The sequence below is a fragment of the Rhizobium leguminosarum genome (genome assembly GCF_002953715.1).
In the GTDB taxonomy this organism is placed as follows: domain Bacteria; phylum Pseudomonadota; class Alphaproteobacteria; order Rhizobiales; family Rhizobiaceae; genus Rhizobium; species Rhizobium leguminosarum_V.
The window spans coordinates 4,513,568-4,531,437 of the sequence record NZ_CP025012.1 but is presented as its reverse complement, the minus strand read 5'-3'; the positions used below and the strand labels follow the sequence as shown (position 1 = coordinate 4,531,437).

At 59.8% G+C, this 17,870-nt stretch carries 19 protein-coding genes; 4 read left to right on the top strand and 15 right to left on the bottom strand.

The window, feature by feature from the left end:
- Positions 1-62 precede the first annotated feature (62 nt).
- A complete protein-coding gene (gene trxA, locus CUJ84_RS22435) occupies positions 63-383 on the top strand; it encodes a thioredoxin (protein ID WP_003544118.1) in 321 nt (106 codons plus the stop codon).
- 70 nt (positions 384-453) lie between these two features.
- On the opposite strand, the gene CUJ84_RS22430 is transcribed toward trxA, so the two are convergent.
- From CUJ84_RS22430 to CUJ84_RS22385, 10 genes are all read right to left on the bottom strand, one after another.
- Entirely contained in the window at positions 454-1,806 is a 1,353-nt protein-coding gene (locus tag CUJ84_RS22430; RefSeq protein ID WP_199788748.1) for a bifunctional folylpolyglutamate synthase/dihydrofolate synthase, read from the bottom strand.
- A 27-nt stretch (positions 1,807-1,833) separates the two neighbouring features.
- Positions 1,834-2,739 (bottom strand): acetyl-CoA carboxylase, carboxyltransferase subunit beta, encoded by a 906-nt coding sequence (accD, locus tag CUJ84_RS22425; protein WP_105007785.1) that lies wholly within the window; start codon positions 2,737-2,739, stop codon positions 1,834-1,836.
- A gap of 144 nt (positions 2,740-2,883) precedes the next feature.
- The gene (trpA, locus tag CUJ84_RS22420; RefSeq protein WP_105007784.1) at positions 2,884-3,723 is read right to left on the bottom strand and encodes a tryptophan synthase subunit alpha; all 840 of its coding nucleotides are present in this window, start codon (positions 3,721-3,723) and stop codon (positions 2,884-2,886) included.
- A gap of 3 nt (positions 3,724-3,726) precedes the next feature.
- Positions 3,727-4,947 carry a tryptophan synthase subunit beta gene (trpB, locus tag CUJ84_RS22415; protein WP_003544114.1) on the bottom strand — a complete coding sequence of 407 codons (1,221 nt, stop codon included), beginning with the start codon at positions 4,945-4,947 and terminating at the stop codon, positions 3,727-3,729.
- A gap of 2 nt (positions 4,948-4,949) precedes the next feature.
- Positions 4,950-5,618, bottom strand: a complete 669-nt coding sequence (locus tag CUJ84_RS22410) for a phosphoribosylanthranilate isomerase (RefSeq protein WP_105008280.1) — start codon at positions 5,616-5,618, stop codon at positions 4,950-4,952.
- 178 nt (positions 5,619-5,796) lie between these two features.
- The gene (locus CUJ84_RS22405) at positions 5,797-6,555 is read right to left on the bottom strand and encodes a M48 family metallopeptidase (RefSeq protein ID WP_105007783.1); all 759 of its coding nucleotides are present in this window, start codon (positions 6,553-6,555) and stop codon (positions 5,797-5,799) included.
- A gap of 107 nt (positions 6,556-6,662) precedes the next feature.
- Positions 6,663-7,097 carry a DUF2852 domain-containing protein gene (locus tag CUJ84_RS22400; protein ID WP_017962639.1) on the bottom strand — a complete coding sequence of 145 codons (435 nt, stop codon included), beginning with the start codon at positions 7,095-7,097 and terminating at the stop codon, positions 6,663-6,665.
- A gap of 145 nt (positions 7,098-7,242) precedes the next feature.
- Complete coding sequence (locus tag CUJ84_RS22395) at positions 7,243-8,520, bottom strand: polyhydroxyalkanoate depolymerase (protein ID WP_105007782.1); 1,278 nt, start codon at positions 8,518-8,520, stop codon at positions 7,243-7,245.
- A 205-nt stretch (positions 8,521-8,725) separates the two neighbouring features.
- Positions 8,726-9,568, bottom strand: coding sequence for a fumarylacetoacetate hydrolase family protein (locus tag CUJ84_RS22390; protein WP_105007781.1), 843 nt, complete (start codon positions 9,566-9,568; stop codon positions 8,726-8,728).
- A gap of 142 nt (positions 9,569-9,710) precedes the next feature.
- Positions 9,711-10,670 (bottom strand): glutathione S-transferase family protein, encoded by a 960-nt coding sequence (locus tag CUJ84_RS22385; RefSeq protein ID WP_105007780.1) that lies wholly within the window; start codon positions 10,668-10,670, stop codon positions 9,711-9,713.
- 170 nt (positions 10,671-10,840) lie between these two features.
- Between CUJ84_RS22385 and CUJ84_RS22380 the strand changes: the two genes are divergently transcribed.
- Positions 10,841-11,125 carry a DUF2218 domain-containing protein gene (locus CUJ84_RS22380; RefSeq protein ID WP_105008279.1) on the top strand — a complete coding sequence of 95 codons (285 nt, stop codon included), beginning with the start codon at positions 10,841-10,843 and terminating at the stop codon, positions 11,123-11,125.
- 46 nt (positions 11,126-11,171) lie between these two features.
- On the top strand, positions 11,172-11,771 hold the full coding sequence (locus CUJ84_RS22375) for a nitroreductase family protein (protein ID WP_105007779.1): 600 nt from the start codon (positions 11,172-11,174) through the stop codon (positions 11,769-11,771).
- A gap of 86 nt (positions 11,772-11,857) precedes the next feature.
- Here the strand turns inward: CUJ84_RS22375 and gyrB are convergent, their stop codons facing one another.
- From gyrB to CUJ84_RS22350, 5 genes are all read right to left on the bottom strand, one after another.
- A complete protein-coding gene (gene gyrB, locus CUJ84_RS22370; RefSeq protein ID WP_105008278.1) occupies positions 11,858-14,293 on the bottom strand; it encodes a DNA topoisomerase (ATP-hydrolyzing) subunit B in 2,436 nt (811 codons plus the stop codon).
- A 135-nt stretch (positions 14,294-14,428) separates the two neighbouring features.
- Complete coding sequence (locus tag CUJ84_RS22365; protein ID WP_003544097.1) at positions 14,429-14,806, bottom strand: helix-turn-helix domain-containing protein; 378 nt, start codon at positions 14,804-14,806, stop codon at positions 14,429-14,431.
- Positions 14,803-15,369, bottom strand: a complete 567-nt coding sequence (locus CUJ84_RS22360; RefSeq protein ID WP_027682325.1) for a Smr/MutS family protein — start codon at positions 15,367-15,369, stop codon at positions 14,803-14,805. The genes CUJ84_RS22365 and CUJ84_RS22360 overlap by 4 nt, the downstream gene beginning before the upstream one ends.
- Positions 15,369-16,487, bottom strand: coding sequence for a murein transglycosylase A (gene mltA / locus CUJ84_RS22355; RefSeq protein WP_105007778.1), 1,119 nt, complete (start codon positions 16,485-16,487; stop codon positions 15,369-15,371). Before mltA ends, CUJ84_RS22360 begins: the two co-directional genes overlap by 1 nt.
- The gene (locus CUJ84_RS22350; RefSeq protein WP_105007777.1) at positions 16,480-17,184 is read right to left on the bottom strand and encodes a Tim44/TimA family putative adaptor protein; all 705 of its coding nucleotides are present in this window, start codon (positions 17,182-17,184) and stop codon (positions 16,480-16,482) included. Before CUJ84_RS22350 ends, mltA begins: the two co-directional genes overlap by 8 nt.
- Positions 17,185-17,315: 131 nt before the next feature.
- On the opposite strand from CUJ84_RS22350, the gene CUJ84_RS22345 reads away from it, so the two are divergent.
- Positions 17,316-17,822, top strand: coding sequence for an FxsA family protein (locus CUJ84_RS22345; protein WP_105008277.1), 507 nt, complete (start codon positions 17,316-17,318; stop codon positions 17,820-17,822).
- Positions 17,823-17,870: the final 48 nt, after the last annotated feature.

Here is a 17,870-nt window from a genome sequence, read left to right as displayed (position 1 = left end):
AAAATTCGGCACCGCAGCATCACATGTGGTTCAACACGTAAATTCCGGTAAAGGAGCAGCCTATGGCTACCGTGAAAGTCGATATCAATAACTTCCAGTCGGAAGTTCTGGAATCCGCAGAACCCGTCGTCGTCGATTTCTGGGCTGAATGGTGCGGCCCGTGCAAGATGATTGCTCCGAGCCTCGAAGAAATCGCCGTCGAGATGGAAGGCAAGGTCAAGGTGGCCAAGCTGAATATCGATGAGAACCCGGAACTCGCTGCACAGTTCGGTGTACGCTCCATTCCGACGCTTGCGATCTTCAAGGGCGGCGAAGTTGCCGATATCTCGGTCGGCGCAAAGCCGAAGACGGCGCTTTCGAACTGGATTTCGAGCGCTGCCTGATTGATATGGCTCGATTTGTATCACAATGAAAAAAGCCCGGTTCGACCGGGCTTTTTTCATTTTGCAGCCTTTATTTCGGGGGCGTGCCGTTGTCGGCAAGGACATCGCCGACGAGATAGAGAGAGCCGCCGACCAAGATGCGCGGCGGCAAAGCCTCTGGATCGAGAACGGCTTTTATTGCTTCCAGCGCATCGCCTACCGTCAACATCGGTTCGGCAACCAAACCGGCATCATAAGCGGCATTCGACAATATCACTGGGTCGATCATCGCCTCGCTGCCGCGGATCGGCACGCAGAAAACCTTTTCGACCAAGCCGGTAAAGGCCTTGAAATAGCCGACCGGATCTTTGGTGTTGATCATGCCGGTAATCAGAAAAAGCGGCCGAGACTGGCGCTCCTCGAAATTGGCCATGGCTTCGGCGATCACCTCGCCTGCACCCGGATTATGTCCGCCATCGATCCAGATCTCGGCGCCGGCGGGCGCATGCGACAGCAGCCGGCCCTCGCTCAGACGCTGCAGCCGGCCCGGCCATTCAACCGAACTCATCGCCTTTTCCATCATCGTCTCGGTGACCGTGAAACCCGCCGCCTTGACGGCACGAATGGCGGCGGCGGCATTGGCATATTGATGCCGGCCGGGAAGGCGCGGCAGCGGCAGGTCGGCAAGACCGAATTCGTCCTGGTAGACGAGCCGGCCATATTCCTCATGCGCCATGAAATCCTGCCCGAAGACGGCGCTCGGGCAATGCAGCCGCTCGGCCGTCGACATCAGCACGTCGAGTGCTGCGTCATATTCCTGATGGCCGATGACAACAGGAAATCCCGGCTTCATGATACCGGCCTTTTCGGCCGCGATCAGCTCGACCCTGTCGCCGAGATAGGGCTGGTGATCCAGCGAAATCGGCATGATGACCGAGACGGCCGGATCGGAAATGACATTCGTGGCGTCGAACCGGCCGCCGAGACCGACTTCGATGATCGAGGCATCGGCCGGATGTTCGGAAAACAGGATGAAGGTGACCGCCGTCAGGATTTCGAAGACGGTGATGTGCTGTCCTGCATTGGCATCGGCCACGCGACGCACGGCCTCGGCAAAGACGGCGTCATCCACAAGCTGTCCGCGTCCGCCCTTGACGCCAATGCGATAACGCTCGTGCCAATTGACGAGGTGCGGTGAGGTGTGGACGTGAGCGCTGTAGCCGCCGGCTTCGAGCAGGGCGCGGCAGAAGGCGGTGACCGACCCCTTGCCGTTGGTGCCGGCGACATGGATCACCGGCGGCAGTTTCCTGTGCGGATTGCCGAGCACATCGAGAAGACGGGTGATGCGATCGAGAGACAGATCAAAACCCTTGGGATGCAATCCCATGAGCTTGTCGATCTCCTGTGCTGCCTCACTCACCGCGGTTTGGCCTCTGGGTATCAATTCGGCACCCCGCCTGCTTGTCGGTTATCAGGCGCTCGCCGCCAGAGCGATCGCGCCGCCATTCATGTCGTTCGCCGCAGAAACCGGCTTCTTCGTCAAGATCTTCAAGAGGCGCGCCAGCGTTTCCGGGATATCGTGACGTTTGACGACCATATCGACCATACCATGCTCCAGCAGATATTCGGAGGTCTGGAAGCCTTCGGGCAGTTTTTCACGCAACGTCTGCTCGATCACACGCTTGCCGGCAAAGCCGATTTCGGCGCCGGGTTCTGCCAGATGAATATCGCCAAGCATGGCATAGGAGGCCGTGACGCCACCGGTCGTCGGATTGGTCAGCACGACGATATAGGGCTGGCCGGATTCCTTCAGCATGTCGACGGCAACCGTCGTGCGCGGCAACTGCATCAGCGACAGGATGCCTTCCTGCATGCGCGCCCCGCCGGAAGCGGGGAACATCACCAGCGGGCACTTTTCAGACGTCGCACGCTCGAAAGCCTTGACGATCGCCTCACCGGCGGCCATGCCGAGCGAACCACCGATAAAGTTGAATTCATGCACGACGGCCACGAGTTTCAGTCCCTGCACCTTTCCGACACCGGCGAGGATCGTATCCTCCTGTTCGGTCTTCAGGCGGCTGTCGCGCAGGCGATCGCTATACTTCTTCGAATCGCGGAACTTCAGCGGGTCCTGCGCGACCTTCGGCTGCGGCAGCGATTCGAACTCGGCATTGTCGAAAAGATCGGCCAGGCGGGCCTTGGCCGGCATCTTCATGTGATAACCGGACGCCGGAATGACCCATTTGTTGCCTTCCAGGTCCTTGTGGAAGACCATCTCGCCCGTTTCCGGGCACTTGATCCAGAGGTTCTCCGGCACTTCGCGACGGCCCAGCATGGAATTGATCCGCGGGCGAACGTAGTTGGTGATCCAGTTCAACTCGAATACTCCTGATTGACTAAAGCGCGTCGCGATCTTTCAGATTTGCCTGCCACGCTTTTAGGTCTTTGGTTTCCCGCATGTCGTTGCCGCAAAACCGCTGCACACCTTTGCGCGACATGCTTTAGTGCCAATGTGGGCAAACTATTCGGCAGCAACAAGGCGCGCCGAACGTGTTCCCGTGGAAAGGCCGCGCACCAGCGTGGCAACGGCCTGAACCGTGTCCGCCGTTGCCTTTCCGTCATTCGTCAAGCTGGTCGCGACCTGATTGACGATCGCGGTGCCGACGACGACGCCGTCGGCCGAACCGCCGATGACCTTTGCATGTTCCGCCGTCTTGACGCCAAAGCCGACGCAGACGGGCAGGTCCGTGTGCTGCTTGATGCGCTCGACCGCGCCCGAAACCAGCGACGGATCGGGCAGCGCCGAACCGGTGATGCCGTTCATGGAGACGTAGTAGACGAAGCCGGAGGTGTTCTTCAGTACCTTCGGCAGGCGCTTCTCATCGGTCGTGGGCGTCGCCAGGCGGATGAAATTGATGCCTTTGCGGATGGCCGGAATGCAGAGTTCGTCATCCATCTCGGGCGGCAGGTCGACGACGATCAGGCCGTCGATGCCGGCGGCGAGCGCGTCGTCGAGGAATTTTTCGACGCCATAAATATAGATCGGGTTGTAGTAACCCATCATCACGATCGGCGTTGCATCGTTCGTCTTTCGGAAATCGGCCGCCAGCTGCAGCGTCTTCTTCAGCGTCTGGCCGCCTTTCAGGGCGCGCTGGCCGGCCAGCTGGATCGCCGGGCCGTCGGCCATCGGATCAGAAAAAGGCATGCCGAGCTCGATGATGTCGGAGCCCGCCTCCGGCAGCGCCTTCATGATGCCGAGCGAGGTGTCATAATCAGGATCGCCGCCCATGAAATAGGTCACAAGCGCCGGACGGCCCTCGGCCTTCAGCTCGGCAAAGCGTTTGTCCATGCGTGCGGTCATGTCTTACAGTCCCATTCCCAGAATCTTGCCGACGGTGAAGATATCCTTGTCGCCGCGGCCAGAGAGGTTCATCAGGATGATCTCATCCTTGCCCATCGTCGGTGCGCGTTTGATCACCTCGGCAATGGCATGCGAGGGCTCGAGCGCCGGGATGATGCCTTCGAGGCGGGTCAGGGTCTGGAAAGCCTCGAGCGCTTCGTGATCCATGATCGGCACATAGTCGACGCGGCCGGTATCGTTCAGCCAGGAATGTTCGGGGCCGATGCCGGGATAATCGAGGCCGGCCGAAATCGAATGGCCTTCCTTGATCTGACCGTCACCATCCTGCAGCAGGTAGGTGCGGTTGCCGTGCAGCACGCCCGGCGAACCGGCGGTGATCGAGGCGCAATGTTCGTCGCCCTGCAGACCCTTGCCGCCGGCTTCGACGCCGACGATCTTGACCGAGGGATCATCCAGGAAAGGATGGAAAATGCCGATGGCGTTCGAGCCGCCGCCGACGGCAGCGATGACCAGATCCGGAAGACGGCCTTCGGCTGCCAGCATCTGCTCTTTCGCTTCGATACCGATCACCGACTGGAAATCGCGGACCATCTCCGGATAGGGATGCGGACCGGCTGCCGTTCCAATCAGGTAGTAGGTATCCTCGACATTGGTGACCCAGTCGCGAAGCGCCTCGTTCATGGCGTCCTTCAGCGTGCCGCTGCCTGCCGTGACCGGTTTGACCTCCGCGCCGAGCAGCTTCATGCGGAAAACGTTCGGCGCCTGACGCTCGACGTCAGTGGCGCCCATATAGACGACGCAGGGAAGGCCAAAGCGGGCGGCAACGGTCGCGGAGGCGACGCCGTGCTGACCTGCACCGGTTTCGGCGATGATGCGGGTCTTGCCCATGCGCTTGGCGAGCAGGATCTGGCCGATGCAGTTGTTGATCTTGTGCGAGCCGGTGTGGTTCAATTCCTCGCGCTTGAAATAGATCTTCGCGCCGCCGAGTTCAGCCGTCAGCCGCTCGGCGAAATAGAGCGGGCTCGGGCGGCCGATATAATGCGCGCCGAGATGCTTCAATTCGGCCTGGAATGCCGGATCGTTCTTTGCCCTGTTCCACTCGTCCTGCAGATCAAGGATCAGCGGCATCAATGTTTCGGCGACGAAACGACCGCCATAAATGCCGAAACGGCCATCTTCGTCGGGGCCGGAACGGAAGGAATTCGGTTTAGGCGTCTCGTTCACTCTCAACCCCCTGAGGCCATCATCGGCGCATTCGCCTTTTCGACCGCGTCAAAAAATTCATCGATCTTCGCGACGCTTTTCACGCCAGGCGCAGTTTCGACTCCCGAGGAGACGTCGATGCCCGGTGCCTTGGTGATGAAAAGCGCTTCTGCGACATTGTCCTTGTTCAGCCCGCCGGAAAGCATGTAGTCGACGCTGCCGTCAAGCCAGCTGAGAAGGCTCCAATCGAAGGAAATACCGTTGCCGCCAGGCAGTTCCGAACCCTTCGGCGCTTTGGCGTCGAAGAGGAAACGGTCGGCGATGCCGATATAGGCCTCGACCCGCTTCAAGTCGTCTGCCGTGCGTACCGAAAAGACTTTCATCACAGGCAGACCATACACCGCCTTTATGGTCAGCACATGTTCGGGGCTCTCGTTGCCGTGAAGCTGGAGCATATCCGGCTTCAACAACGATACGATCTCGTCGAGTTCGTCATTGGTCGGATCGACGACGACGGCAACGATTTTTGCCTTGCCACGCGCAGGTTCGGCAAGTTTTGCCGCCAGGTCCGGCTCGATGTAACGCGGGCTCTTTTCGAAGAAGATAAAACCGATATGGGTCGCGCCGCGTTTCAGCGCGCGATCGACAGCGTCGGGCGTCTTCAAGCCACAGATCTTGATATCCGGTCTCATGGCAGCGAAGTGGCACGAAATGCGGAAAGAGTCGAGCCAATTTGCGACGGGCATTGAATTTAGCGCGGCTCTCGGCCAGAGCGCCGCTCGTCCAAAGGGCATGCTAGTGACACTCTATCACTTTAAATCTGCGCATAATCCTTTTCGAAAAATCGATTCCGATTTTCGGGGTTACGCGCTAGTCGAAATCGATGGCATGCAGCTGGCTGCCATGCCGCTTGAGCCAGGACTTCGCCTCCTCCATACCGGGGCAAAGTTTACGGCAGAGGGCCCAGAAGTGCGGGCCGTGGTTCATTTCCTTGAGATGGGCGACCTCATGGGCGGCGAGATAATCGATCACCGAAGGCGGCGCCATGACGATACGCCAGGAAAAGCTCAGATTTCCCTCAGACGAGCACGAGCCCCACCGGCTGCGGGTATCCTTCATCGAGATCGAGCGGATCGGCGCCCGGATCGTTGCGGCATGCATCGTCGCCAGTCTTGCGAGATCGGCGCGCGCCTCCTTCTTGAGAAAGGCTGCAATGCGCCGTCCGACATGTTCCGGCATGCCGCTGACGCGCAATACCGGCATGCCATCCATGGAAACCGCCTCCGTCAGCCCGCGCAAGCTGCCGCTATGCCGGATGCGATGGGAAACGCCGCGAAGGAGGATTTCGCCGCCGTCACGCAGGCCGGCATCGGTCGAAAACTTGGCAAGCTTGGTGAGCAGCCAGCCCTGGTGACGATCGAGGAAGGCATTGACCTCACGCGTCGCAAGGCCTTTCGGCACCGTCATCTTCAAGGCGCGGCCACCCGGTTCGATGCGCAGCGTGATGCGTGTCGCCCGGTCATGCTGCTTGATCGTCAGCGGCATGAGCCGGCCAGCGACGTCGAGCGTCCGCATTTCGGGCGGAGCCGGCTTTCGCGCCTTCGACCTTGTTTTCAGAAGCGAGAACATGCGTGTTTTCTATACGATTCGCCGGCAAATCTAAATGATCGCCGGAAGGGCGGACATGGAAAAACCGGCATCGCGAGATGCCGGTCATCAATTCATCGTTCAGGCGTTTACGGTGTCTGGTATTCAGCGACCGGGCCATTGTCATCGCGCTTGGCGTTCCTGCGGTCGCGCATAAAACGATCGAACTCTTCCTGATCCTTGGCGCGGCGGAGTTCGCGCAGATAAGAGTCGAATTCCTCGCGCATTTCGTCAAGCTTGCGGCGCTCTTCCTCCATCCGGTCGAGTTCGGCCTTACGCCAGTCGTCAAAGGCGACGTTGCCGGTCGAAAAATGCGGGCGGTGACGGCCATGCGGGCGGCGGCAGGAGGCAAAGAAGCCATCGGTCGCCTGGTTGACGTCACGCTTGAAGCCGCGCAGACGGTCGCCGAAGATGATGTAGGCAAGCATGGCAAGACCCAGAGGCCAGAAAACCATGAAGCCGAGAATCATCAGGGCAATGGTAGCCGGAGTCCAATCCGGTCGAAGCAATGCTGACTGGTTCATCGTGCGGGTATCCCTCGCTTTCCGCGCCCGGCAGAATACCGAACGCTGAAATCGATGTGGTTACCGCAATAACCGCCTTCAAGACGATTGCCCGCGAAATCGGACAAGGCCTTGAATCCGTTTTTCTAATTCAGCTATCCCTGATTCAGCCCGCCCGACCGCCCTTGATGACACGCGGGACCGGTGGCTTAACGGCAGAACGCGAATGCTGGCGGACGAAATCGATAATGCGCGGCGCGATCTCGCGGCGGAACCGCGAACCATTGAAAACACCATAATGGCCGACATCCGGCTGAAGATAGTGCATGCGCATATCTTCGGGAATGTTCACGCAGATGGTCTGCGCCGCCTTTGTCTGGCCGACCCCGGAGATATCGTCGTTCTCGCCTTCAACGGTCAGAAGCGCCACATTGCGAATCGCCGCCGGATCAACGCGTTTGCCGCGATGCATCAGTTCGCCCTTCGGCAGTGAATGCTTGATGAAGACCTCCTCCACCGTCTGCAGATAGAATTCGGCAGTCAGATCCATGACGGCGAGATATTCGTCGTAGAAATCGCGATGTTTTTCCGGCTCGCCGTCGTTCTTCACGAGATGCATGAAGAATTCCTTGTGGGCGACGAGGTGGCGATCAAGATTCATCGACATGAAGCCCGAGAGCTGCAGGAATCCCGGATAGACCGGGCGCATGAAGCCCGGCTGCGGCCAGGGCACGTTCATGATGACATTGTCAGAGAACCACTGCAGCGATCGCTCCTGGGCGAGCTTGTTGACCGCCGTCGGGTTGATGCGCGTGTCGATCGGGCCGCCCATCAGCGCCATCGACGCCGGCGAAAGCGGGTCCCTAGCTTCTTCCATCACGGCAGCGGCTGCCAGCACCGGAACGGAAGGCTGACAGACGGCGATGACATGCGTGTCGTGACCGAGGAAATGCAGCATCTCGATGACGTAGTCGACGTAATCGTCGAAATCGAACGTGCCTTCCGTCATCGGCACCATGCGGGCGTCGATCCAGTCGGTGATGTAGATATCGGCACTCGGCAGCAGCGCCTCGACCGTGCCGCGCAGCAGCGTGGCATAGTGGCCGGACATCGGCGCGACGATCAGGATGCGCGGATCATTGCCGCGGGCGGCTGGAACACTGCGCGCGAAATGCAAGAGATTGCAGAAGGGTCGCGACCAGACGACCTCTTCGCGGACGGACACCGTCCGGTCACCGATCGTGGTCTGCTTCAGTCCGAATTCCGGCTTGCCGTAGCGGCGCGTCGTGCGTTCGAACATTTCGAGGCTTGCCGCCATCGTCCGGCCGAACGGCGTGTGGGAGAACGGGTTCAGCGGATTGGCATAGGCAAATCGCATGATATCGGCCGCGGCGCGAAACGGCGCCATGGCGGCATGGTTCAATTCATAAAGCTGATAAAACATTGGAAGGCGCCACCTTTCTCTATCGAAAAGATGACGCCGATTGAGAGGCATCGACTCTTTTCGTAATGCGGGCACGTAACGCAGACTAACAGGTTTCTGTTGCACAGCAACATGGACGAACCAGACCGACACAAGAAATGCCGCAGAATTGACCTCCGGCATCATTATCGACCTGAAAACTTAAGTTTCTCAAGAGGAAGCGTCGTTAACGATCCGCTATGAAGGTCTGCTTCTGCGTGCCGAGACCTTCGATACCGAGTTCGACCACGTCGCCGGCCTTGAGATAACGCGGCGGCTTGAGGCCCATGCCGACGCCGGGAGGCGTGCCGGTCGAGATCACGTCACCGGGATGCAGCGACATGAACTGGCTGAGATAGGAGACCAGGAACGCAACCCCGTAAACCATCGTCTTCGATGAGCCGTTCTGCATCTTCTGGCCGTTGACCGTCAGCCACATGCCGAGGTTCTGCGGTTGCGGAATTTCATCCTTGGTTACGAGCCAGGGGCCGATCGGGCCAAAGGTGTCACAAGATTTGCCCTTGGTCCATTGCCCGGACCGCTCGGTCTGGAAAGCGCGCTCGGAAACGTCATTGGAGACGCAATAACCGGCGACATAATCCAGCGCTTCGGCTTCCGTCACATATTTGGCGGTTTTGCCGATGACGACGCCGAGCTCGACTTCCCAATCGGTCTTTTCCGAACCGCGGGGAATGATGACATTGTCGTTCGGCCCAACGATTGCGGATGTTGCTTTCATGAAGATGATCGGCTCGGGCGGCACGGTCGCGCCGGTTTCGGCGGCATGATCCGAATAATTCAAGCCGATGCAGATGAACTTGCCAGTGCCCGCGACGCAGGCGCCGATGCGGCCGGCGGAAAGTTCCGGAAGGCTCTTCGGATCGATGGCTGCTATCTTCGCAAGGCCTGCCGGTGTGATCGCTTCGCCGCCGATATCGGCGACATGACCGGAGAGATCGCGGATCTTGCCATCGGCATCGAGAAACGCGGGTTTTTCACTGCCTGCTTCGCCAACACGCATCAGCTTCATGGGTTTCCTCCTCATCGAAAAACGATTTGCGACCACCTATGAACGAATTATTCATCGGTGTCATTACGGCTTTGCCGGGAAGCGGTACGGCTTTGCCGCGATTTGGGTGATTTCTGCCGAAAACCGCCCGCATCTTTCGGCATCATGCTCTAAAAATTTCCGCCAGATCAGGGCCGACGGGAACGATCTTTGTCGGATTGAGGCTTTCGATCGAATAGTAGCCGCGCTTGATGTGATCGAGGTTCACCGTTTCGGCGATGCCCGGCCAATCCAGCATGCGGCGGCAGAAGGCGCGCAGCTTGGCATAGTCGGAAAGCCGGCGCAGATTGCATTTGAAGATGCCGTGATAGGCGACGTCGAAGCGCACCAGCGTCACGAAAAGCCGGATATCGCTCTCGGTGGGATGATCGGCGAAGAGAAAAGACCGGCCCTCGAACTGCTGCTCGACCCAGTCGAGGCAGGAAAAGACATCGGCAAAGGCTTCTTCGTAGGCGATCTGCGTGGTGGCGAAACCGGCGCGGTAGACGCCATTGTTGAGATCAGGATAGATGCGGTCGTTGAAAGCATCGATCTCGGTGCGCCTCTCCGCCGGGTAAAGATCGATCGGATTTTTTGCCAGGGCGCCAAAGCCGCCGTTCAGCATGCGCAGGATATCGGCGGATTCATTGTTGACGATGGTCTTTCTCTGCTTGTCCCAGAGAACCGGCACGGTGGCCCGGCCGGTGAAATCCGGTGCCGCCCTGGTATAGATTTCATGCATATAGGTTACGCCGTTGACGTGATCTTCCGTCGCGCCGGGATAATCACCGAAGCGCCAGCCCTGCTTGCCCAGCAGCGGCTCGACGACCGAAATCGAGATGACGCCTTCCAGGCCCTTGAGCTTGCGGCCGATCAGGGTGCGCGAGGCCCAGGGGCAGATATAGGCGACATAAAGATGGTAACGGCCGGCGCTGGCTGCAAAGCCGCCTTCGCCGGTCGGCCCGGCGCTGCCATCCGGGGTTACCCAATTGCGAAAACTGGAGGTCTGACGGACAAAGCCGCCCTTCTCGTCCTTTGCCTGGACGGGCTGCCAGTCTTCCGTCCATTTTCCGTTCACCAGCATGCGCAACTCCCCGAACGATTGACTAAACGGTTGATTATCCTGCTTCGACGCCGGCGTGAGGCCGCTTTTATGGAGACAGTCTGTACACCCAAACTGCGACGATGCTGCGCTTGCCAAGCCGGTGAAGCAGGAAATATGTCTCTGCTATACAAAATGACGTGGAGTTCGAAATGCATCTCTCGAAGGCCGTCGTGCGGACCGAACATGCAAGCCGCTACCTGCAGCAGCTCTGCAAACACTGGAGCCACAAGTTCAGCGTCGATTTTGATGCTCTGAAGGGCCGGGTGCCGTTCAGCGATACGGCCGAGGTGACGTTTGCGGCCGACGATGCGGCGCTGACCATGACACTTTCCGTCGCCGATCCCTCGCAACAGGAAAGGATGCAGCACGTCATCGACGATCATCTGAAGCGCTTCGCCTTCCGCGAAGAACTCGACATCGTCTGGACGGACTAAGCCCAGCCCCCGATCCAAATTTTCTGCCCCAAACCCTGGAACAAGCATGACGAAGAGCAATCACCGCGAATCCGAATATCCGGTCGATCCGATGTTTCTCGACCGCTGGTCGCCGCGCGCCTTCACCGGCGAAATCATCGAGGAAGCGCAGCTGCTCGGTCTGCTCGACGCCGCCCATTGGGCGCCGTCCTCGGCCAACCATCAGCCCTGGCGCTTCATCTATGGCCTCAAGGGTTCGGAGCATTGGGAAAAATTTGTCGCCTTGCTCAACGATTCCAATCAGGAATGGGCCAGGAGTGCATCGGCGCTGATTTTCGTCGTGTCGCGCGCCTTCACCGGGGCTGCCGGCTCGGCTGAGGAAAAGCCGAGCTACACCCATTCCTTCGATGCCGGTGCGGCATGGGGGCATCTGGCGATCCAGGCGCGCCTCTCCGGCTTTTACGCCCATGGCATGGGTGGCATCAAGCATGAAGAGATCAGGCAGGCTTGCGCCATTCCCGAGGGATACCGGGTCGAAGCAGGCATCGCCGTCGGCCGCCTGGCCAACAAGAGCGTTCTTTCCGAACGCAATCAGGCGCGGGAATTCCCCAGCCAACGCAAGCCGCTCTCCGAGGTCGCCTTCAACGGCCGCTTTGTCGCGAATTGAGCGAAGCCAAAGGCCAAGCAGATATCGCGCAAACGAAAGCCCCGCCATCTTAGGGATAGCGGGGCCATTTATTTCTGAAATAACAATTAGATATCGAGGTTTGCAACGCTCAGCGCATTCTCCTGGATGAATTCGCGCCGCGGCTCGACTTCATCGCCCATCAGTCGAGCAAACAGGCCGTCGGCATCGGTGGCATCATTGACCCTGACCTGCAGCAGCGAGCGCACGTTCGGATCGAGCGTCGTTTCCCAGAGCTGCTCGGCATTCATCTCGCCAAGACCCTTGTAGCGCTGCATGGTGAGGCCCTTGCGGCCGCTTGCGAAGATCGCGTCGAGCAGGGCGCGCGGGCCAGAGATTTCGACGTCGCCTTCGCGGCGATGCAGAGACGGCGGCGTCTGATAGATTTCCTTGAGGCGTGCCGTCAGCTGGTCGATGTGACGGGCATCCGAGGAACCGATCAGCGCCATGTCGAGCACGACCATTTCCCTGACGCCGCGGACCATGCGCTCAAGGCGCAGACCGCCATCGGTTGTCACATCGCCCCGCCAGCCGCGCTCGGTTTCCTCGGCGATGATGTCGAGGCGTGCAGCCACTTCGTTTGCCAGCGCCAGCGCTCTGGCCGGGTCGCTGGCGAGCTCGGCGTTGAGGGCGCCGGCAATCGCCGCTTGTTCGACGGCGGAACGATTGTAGCGCGAATGGAGATTGTCGAGGAGCGCGCGCATGCGCAAAGCATCGAGGATGACCTCGCGTAGATCCTGGCCGGCGCGAACCTCGCCGCTACCGAGTCTCAGCGAAGCATCTTCCAGGCCCTGGCTGATGAGATATTCTTCGAGGGCCTTCTCATCCTTCAGATACTGCACCGACTTGCCGCGCGAGACCTTATAGAGCGGCGGCTGGGCGATATAGAGATGACCGCGCTCGATCAGTTGCGGCATCTGGCGGAAAAAGAAGGTCAGCAGCAGGGTGCGAATATGGGCGCCGTCGACGTCAGCGTCCGTCATGATGATGATCTTGTGGTAGCGCAGCTTTTCGACATTGAACTCGTCCTTGCCGATGCCGGTGCCGAGCGCGGTGATCAATGTGCCGATTTCCTGGCTCGACAGCATCTTGTCGAAACGGGCGCGTTCGACGTTCAGGATCTTGCCGCGCAGCGGCAGGATCGCCTGATTTTCGCGCGAGCGGCCCTGCTTGGCCGAACCGCCGGCAGAATCGCCCTCGACGAGGAAGACTTCGGATTTTGTCGGATCACGCTCGGAGCAGTCAGCGAGCTTGCCCGGCAGCGAAGCGATATCGAGTGCGCCCTTGCGGCGGGTCAACTCGCGGGCCTTGCGGGCCGCTTCGCGTGCGGCGGCTGCCTCGACGACCTTGCCGACAAGAATCTTGGCTTCGCTCGGATGTTCTTCGAACCAGGTGTTCAGCGCCTCGTTGACGAGACTTTCGACAACAGGACGGACTTCCGAGGAAACGAGCTTATCCTTGGTCTGCGAGGAGAATTTCGGATCCGGCACCTTCACCGACAGAACCGCCGTTAGGCCTTCGCGGCAATCTTCGCCCTGCAACGTCACCTTTTCCCTTTTGGTGATGCCGGAACTGTCGGCATAGGAAACGACCTGGCGCGTCAGCGCCGCGCGGAAGCCGGCCATATGCGTGCCGCCGTCGCGCTGGGGAATGTTGTTGGTGAAGCACAGCACGTTCTCATGATAGCTGTCGTTCCACCACATCGCGACTTCGACGGTGATGCCGTCCTTTTCGCCGCGGATGGCAACCGGCTTGTCGACGAGCGACTTCTTGGCGCGGTCCAGATAGGCGACGAAAGCCTCGAGGCCGCCGTCATAACGCAGCTCTTCCTGCCTGATATCGGAATGGCGCTTGTCGGTCAGCAGGATGCGGACGCCTGAATTCAGGAAGGCGAGTTCGCGAAGGCGATGCTCCAGCGTGCCGTAGTCGAACTCCGTCATGGTGAAGGTGCCGGTGCTCGGCATGAAGCTCACTTCCGTGCCGGTTTCATTCGGCGCGTCGCCCGTAACCTTTAGCGGAGCATCGGCCACGCCATGGGTGAAGCTCATTTCATGGATCTTGTCGTGACGGCGGATCTTCAGCTTCAGCCAGACGGACAGCGCGTTGACGACGGAGACGCCGACACCGTGCAGGCCGCCGGAGACCTTGTAGGAATTCTGGTCGAACTTGCCGCCGGCATGAAGCTGCGTCATGATGACTTCGGCAGCCGACACGCCTTCACCGGTGTGAATGTCCGTCGGGATACCGCGACCATTGTCGGTGACGGTCACCGAGCCATCCGGATTGAGAGTGACGGTGACGATGTCGGCATGGCCGGCAAGCGCTTCGTCGATCGCGTTGTCGACGACTTCATAGACCATGTGATGAAGGCCGGAGCCATCGTCGGTATCGCCGATATACATGCCGGGGCGTTTGCGCACGGCATCGAGGCCCTTCAGAACCTTGATGGAATCTGCGCCATATTCGGTGCTTACGCCGTTTTCCGTCGCGGATGTATCGCTCATTCTGTCGAGATTTTCCCTGTTGTCGTAAAGCTGCGGCGCGCCTTGCGAATCACCGGCTTTCTTCACTCTCGTATATAGGTTTTTTGAACCCAGTTCCCAATGGCAAGCCCCTAAAACAAGGCATAAAACAGGGGATTATGACGCTTTTCCGTCGCCTTTGCCGCCATTTTCGAGAAGAGCCGATAGCCGGCCTATCTCCGCACTGTCAAGGTTGCGAATCCGCCGGGCCAGCCGGTTGGCAAATTCGGTATATTCGGGGGGCAGACCGGAGGTGTCGATCACGACGCGCGGGTCGGACGAGCGGGCGAGCAGGAACAGTTCCTCGGCCTCATCCCAGATGATATTGAAATAGCCGGCGATGCGCTGCAGCAGATCGAATGTCGGCAAACCACGCTTTCCATGTTCGAGCGCCGAGAGATAGGCGGGAGAGACATTCAGCGCTTCCGCCATCTCCTTCTGCGAGACGCCCTTGCGCGCTCTCAGCCTGCGAACGGCCTCACCAAAGGGTGTCATGGCCTTTCCCCATGCCGTCGCGACAGGCGAATGTAGAGCGCGCCCTCACCGCCATGATGCTGTGCGGCCGGCTCATAGGAGGAGATGAGGTAGCGAAATTCCGGTTTCGAAAACCAGAGAGGCACGGCCCGCTTCAGCGCGCCCTCGCTGCCCATCGAGCTGCCCTTGCCCGTGATCACGAGCACATGGCGCATGCCGCGCTCGTGGGCGCGGATCAGGAAATCGAGAAGGATGGCATGAGCCTGGCTCTGCACCAGACCGTGCAGGTCGATCCGCGCTTCAAGCGCCAGCCGGCCCTTGGCGATCTTGCGCTTGACCGGCTTTTCCAACGGATGATGTATCCCGGCCGATGGCTTCGCCGTTGACGGTGCGGTCGGCTGCGGCGGCATCAGTGTGGCAGGCGTCTGCTTTTCCTGTTCCCGTTCAGCCGCCGCTTCGGCTTCGGCAAGAAAGGCATCGAGTTCGGTCAATGCCCCCGCCTTGCCGGGCATCGGCCGCGTGCTGCGGGCAACCTTGCCCCAGAGGATCCTCTCATCCGCGCTCAGCTTGCGATCCCTGGCCATCAGTCGAATCTTCCGGCGGCGGCATTGGGAATGAGGATGGCGAAATCGGCGTCATTGCGGACGGTGCCGGCACTTTCTCCGGCCATATCTCCCGAACCGGTGAAGATATCACCCCGCGCCGGCCCGACGATTGCCGAGCCGGTATCGAGCGCCAGCATCAGCCGACTGAACGGCCGGCCCTGGTTGAGATGGGTGAGGCTTTCGGCGTGAATGAAAAACGGAAAGCCGAAGGAATGGATCATCCGGTCGACCGCAAGCGACCGCCCGGCGAGAAGCGGCACCTTGGCGGCCGCGATCGGACCTGCCTGCGGATCGGCAACCGGCGCTTCACGGAAAAAAATATAAGAGCGGTTATGCCATAACACCTCGTCGACGCGCTCGGGATTGCGCGCCAGCCAGGCACGGATCGCCTGCATCGAAATCTCCGCCCGGTCGATCTCCCCCCGCTCGATCAGCAGCTTGCCGATCGCCGAGAAAGCATGGCCGGCCTTCGCCGCATAGGTGATGCGGCCGATACGACCATCCTTATAACGCAGGCGGGCAGCACCCTGCACATGCACGAAGAAGACATCGACCTTCGACTTCGCCCAGGCAATTTCGAGGCCGCGGCCTTCGAGAAAACCCTGATCGATGGCGCGGCGGTCCGGATAGGCTGCGACGCGGCCGTCATGCAGACGGCCGAAAACATAGGCCTTGTCGAGCTCGACGGGACGATTGGCGTCGTCGAGATCGATCAGATCGTCCGGGCGCCGGTAGAAAGGAAAACGGAAAATTTCGTCCGGCCGCTCCGACACGTCGATATCAGGTTCGTAGAAGGCGGTGACGAAGCCGGAATTGCCATCCTTGCGGCGGATCAGAAAAGGCCGACAGTGCGTCTCGAAAAAGGCGCGTGCCAATGCCGGAGATGACGGCGTGAAATCTTCGGCGGCGGCGAGAAGCGGAAGCAAGTCTTCCGAGCTCAGGCCAAGCGATCCGGTGCGGTAAGGTTTGACATCGGTGATCTGCCGCCGGCAGCTTCGCATGACTTCAAAAAGGCCGGAGGGATCATCATCCTTCCAGCCTTCCAGAGTGTCGAAGCTTATGGCCTGCAGGACGAAGTCCGATGCGTGGTCACTCATGTTCCGATTCGGTCGCCACGAGTTTCCAGTTCGGATCGCGCGAACGAGTGTCGCGGGCGAAGGTCCAGAGGTCGTTGACCTCGGCGACGTTTTCGGCGTCGCCTTCGATCAGCACATCCGCCTTGTCGTAGGTGGCCGATATCAGCTGGCTGACGATGCGCACGGTGATCTGTGCTTCGCTGCCCTTCGTTTCCGCATGGGTGATTTCGGCCTTGTCGATGCCGACGAAGGTGGACTTCACCTTCTCGCCCCGGGCTTCGCGCTCGCCGATCGCCGTATCGAACCCGTCATAGACTTCGCGGGACAGCAAGTTCTTCAGGGTTTTCCGGTCGCCATCGGCATAGGCCATGACGATCATTTCGTAAGCCATGCGGGCGCCGTTCAGAAACTCCTTCGGGCTGAAGGCGGGATCGGCCTTGTTCAGCGCGCGCAGCGATTCGTTGAGTGGCGTTCCGGGTGCCGCGAAAGCATCGATGGCGGCGAAGCGATCCTCGTCCTCCGTCGTCGCATCGCGGCGCGGCAGCGTCACGACCTTGCCGGCATCGGCGGCTTCGGCCGGAGCCGCATCCCGCGGCGTATAGAGATCGCGCGGCGGCTTCTCGTTTCCTGTGCGGCGCCCGAGCACGGAGCGGAGCTGAAAGAAAATCAGCACAGCCGCCACCAGGAAAAATAATGTGATGAAGTCGTTCGAACTCATATCGTATCGCAGCCGCCGTTAACATCTCTGATTTGTACTCCCATATAGTCTGCCTATACAGATGATTCAAATGATGGCTGGTATCTTCTCCAGCGCCAAGAGGAGACCGGCGAGCCCGGGACATGACCGAGATGCGTTTTTCGATCCTGCCAGCTTTCATTCTGCTGCTGCCACTCGCCGAAATTGCCGGTTTCGTCGTCGTCGGCCGGGCTATCGGATTGTGGCTGACGCTCGCGCTCTTCATGCTGGGTTTCGTTATCGGTGTGGTTCTGCTGCGCCGGCAGGGCATCGGTATTTTGCGCCGCATGTCGAGCGAAGGACGAAACGGTGCAATGCCGGGCCGCGACCTTCTGCGGCCGGCGATGAACGTCATCGCCTCGCTGCTCCTGATCATTCCCGGCTTCCTCACGGATATCATCGCAATCCTCATTCTCATCCCGCCGGTGCGCGATCTCGTTTGGCGGGCGATCGCCAAACGCTTCGTCGTCGTCAATGCCAAGGGCAGTTTTTCCTCCGCTCCGCAACCCGATTTTCGCGACCGCAAGCCGAACTCGAAAGTGGTCGATCTCGACGAAGAGGACTATCATAGAGAGCCGGATCGCAACTCGCCGTGGTCCGGCAAGCATCTTAGCGATTGAGGCACTGCGGCTGATCAACCGCGCCAAGCGCCCAGGGTTGTAAGCCCT

What these genes read in the sequence shown, in the direction of transcription:
- trxA (WP_003544118.1), top strand. Translation starts at nt 63, where the DNA reads ATGGCTACCGTGAAAGTCGATATCAATAACTTCCAGTCGGAAGTTCTG.
- trpA (WP_105007784.1), bottom strand. Translation starts at nt 3,723, where the DNA reads ATGACCGCACGCATGGACAAACGCTTTGCCGAGCTGAAGGCCGAGGGC.
- CUJ84_RS22410 (WP_105008280.1), bottom strand. Translation starts at nt 5,618, where the DNA reads ATGAGACCGGATATCAAGATCTGTGGCTTGAAGACGCCCGACGCTGTC.
- CUJ84_RS22405 (WP_105007783.1), bottom strand. Translation starts at nt 6,555, where the DNA reads ATGTTCTCGCTTCTGAAAACAAGGTCGAAGGCGCGAAAGCCGGCTCCG.
- CUJ84_RS22400 (WP_017962639.1), bottom strand. Translation starts at nt 7,097, where the DNA reads ATGAACCAGTCAGCATTGCTTCGACCGGATTGGACTCCGGCTACCATT.
- CUJ84_RS22395 (WP_105007782.1), bottom strand. Translation starts at nt 8,520, where the DNA reads ATGTTTTATCAGCTTTATGAATTGAACCATGCCGCCATGGCGCCGTTT.
- CUJ84_RS22390 (WP_105007781.1), bottom strand. Translation starts at nt 9,568, where the DNA reads ATGAAGCTGATGCGTGTTGGCGAAGCAGGCAGTGAAAAACCCGCGTTT.
- CUJ84_RS22385 (WP_105007780.1), bottom strand. Translation starts at nt 10,670, where the DNA reads ATGCTGGTGAACGGAAAATGGACGGAAGACTGGCAGCCCGTCCAGGCA.
- CUJ84_RS22380 (WP_105008279.1), top strand. Translation starts at nt 10,841, where the DNA reads ATGCATCTCTCGAAGGCCGTCGTGCGGACCGAACATGCAAGCCGCTAC.
- CUJ84_RS22375 (WP_105007779.1), top strand. Translation starts at nt 11,172, where the DNA reads ATGACGAAGAGCAATCACCGCGAATCCGAATATCCGGTCGATCCGATG.
- gyrB (WP_105008278.1), bottom strand. Translation starts at nt 14,293, where the DNA reads ATGAGCGATACATCCGCGACGGAAAACGGCGTAAGCACCGAATATGGC.
- CUJ84_RS22365 (WP_003544097.1), bottom strand. Translation starts at nt 14,806, where the DNA reads ATGACACCCTTTGGTGAGGCCGTTCGCAGGCTGAGAGCGCGCAAGGGC.
- CUJ84_RS22360 (WP_027682325.1), bottom strand. Translation starts at nt 15,369, where the DNA reads ATGGCCAGGGATCGCAAGCTGAGCGCGGATGAGAGGATCCTCTGGGGC.
- mltA (WP_105007778.1), bottom strand. Translation starts at nt 16,487, where the DNA reads ATGAGTGACCACGCATCGGACTTCGTCCTGCAGGCCATAAGCTTCGAC.
- CUJ84_RS22350 (WP_105007777.1), bottom strand. Translation starts at nt 17,184, where the DNA reads ATGAGTTCGAACGACTTCATCACATTATTTTTCCTGGTGGCGGCTGTG.
- CUJ84_RS22345 (WP_105008277.1), top strand. Translation starts at nt 17,316, where the DNA reads ATGCGTTTTTCGATCCTGCCAGCTTTCATTCTGCTGCTGCCACTCGCC.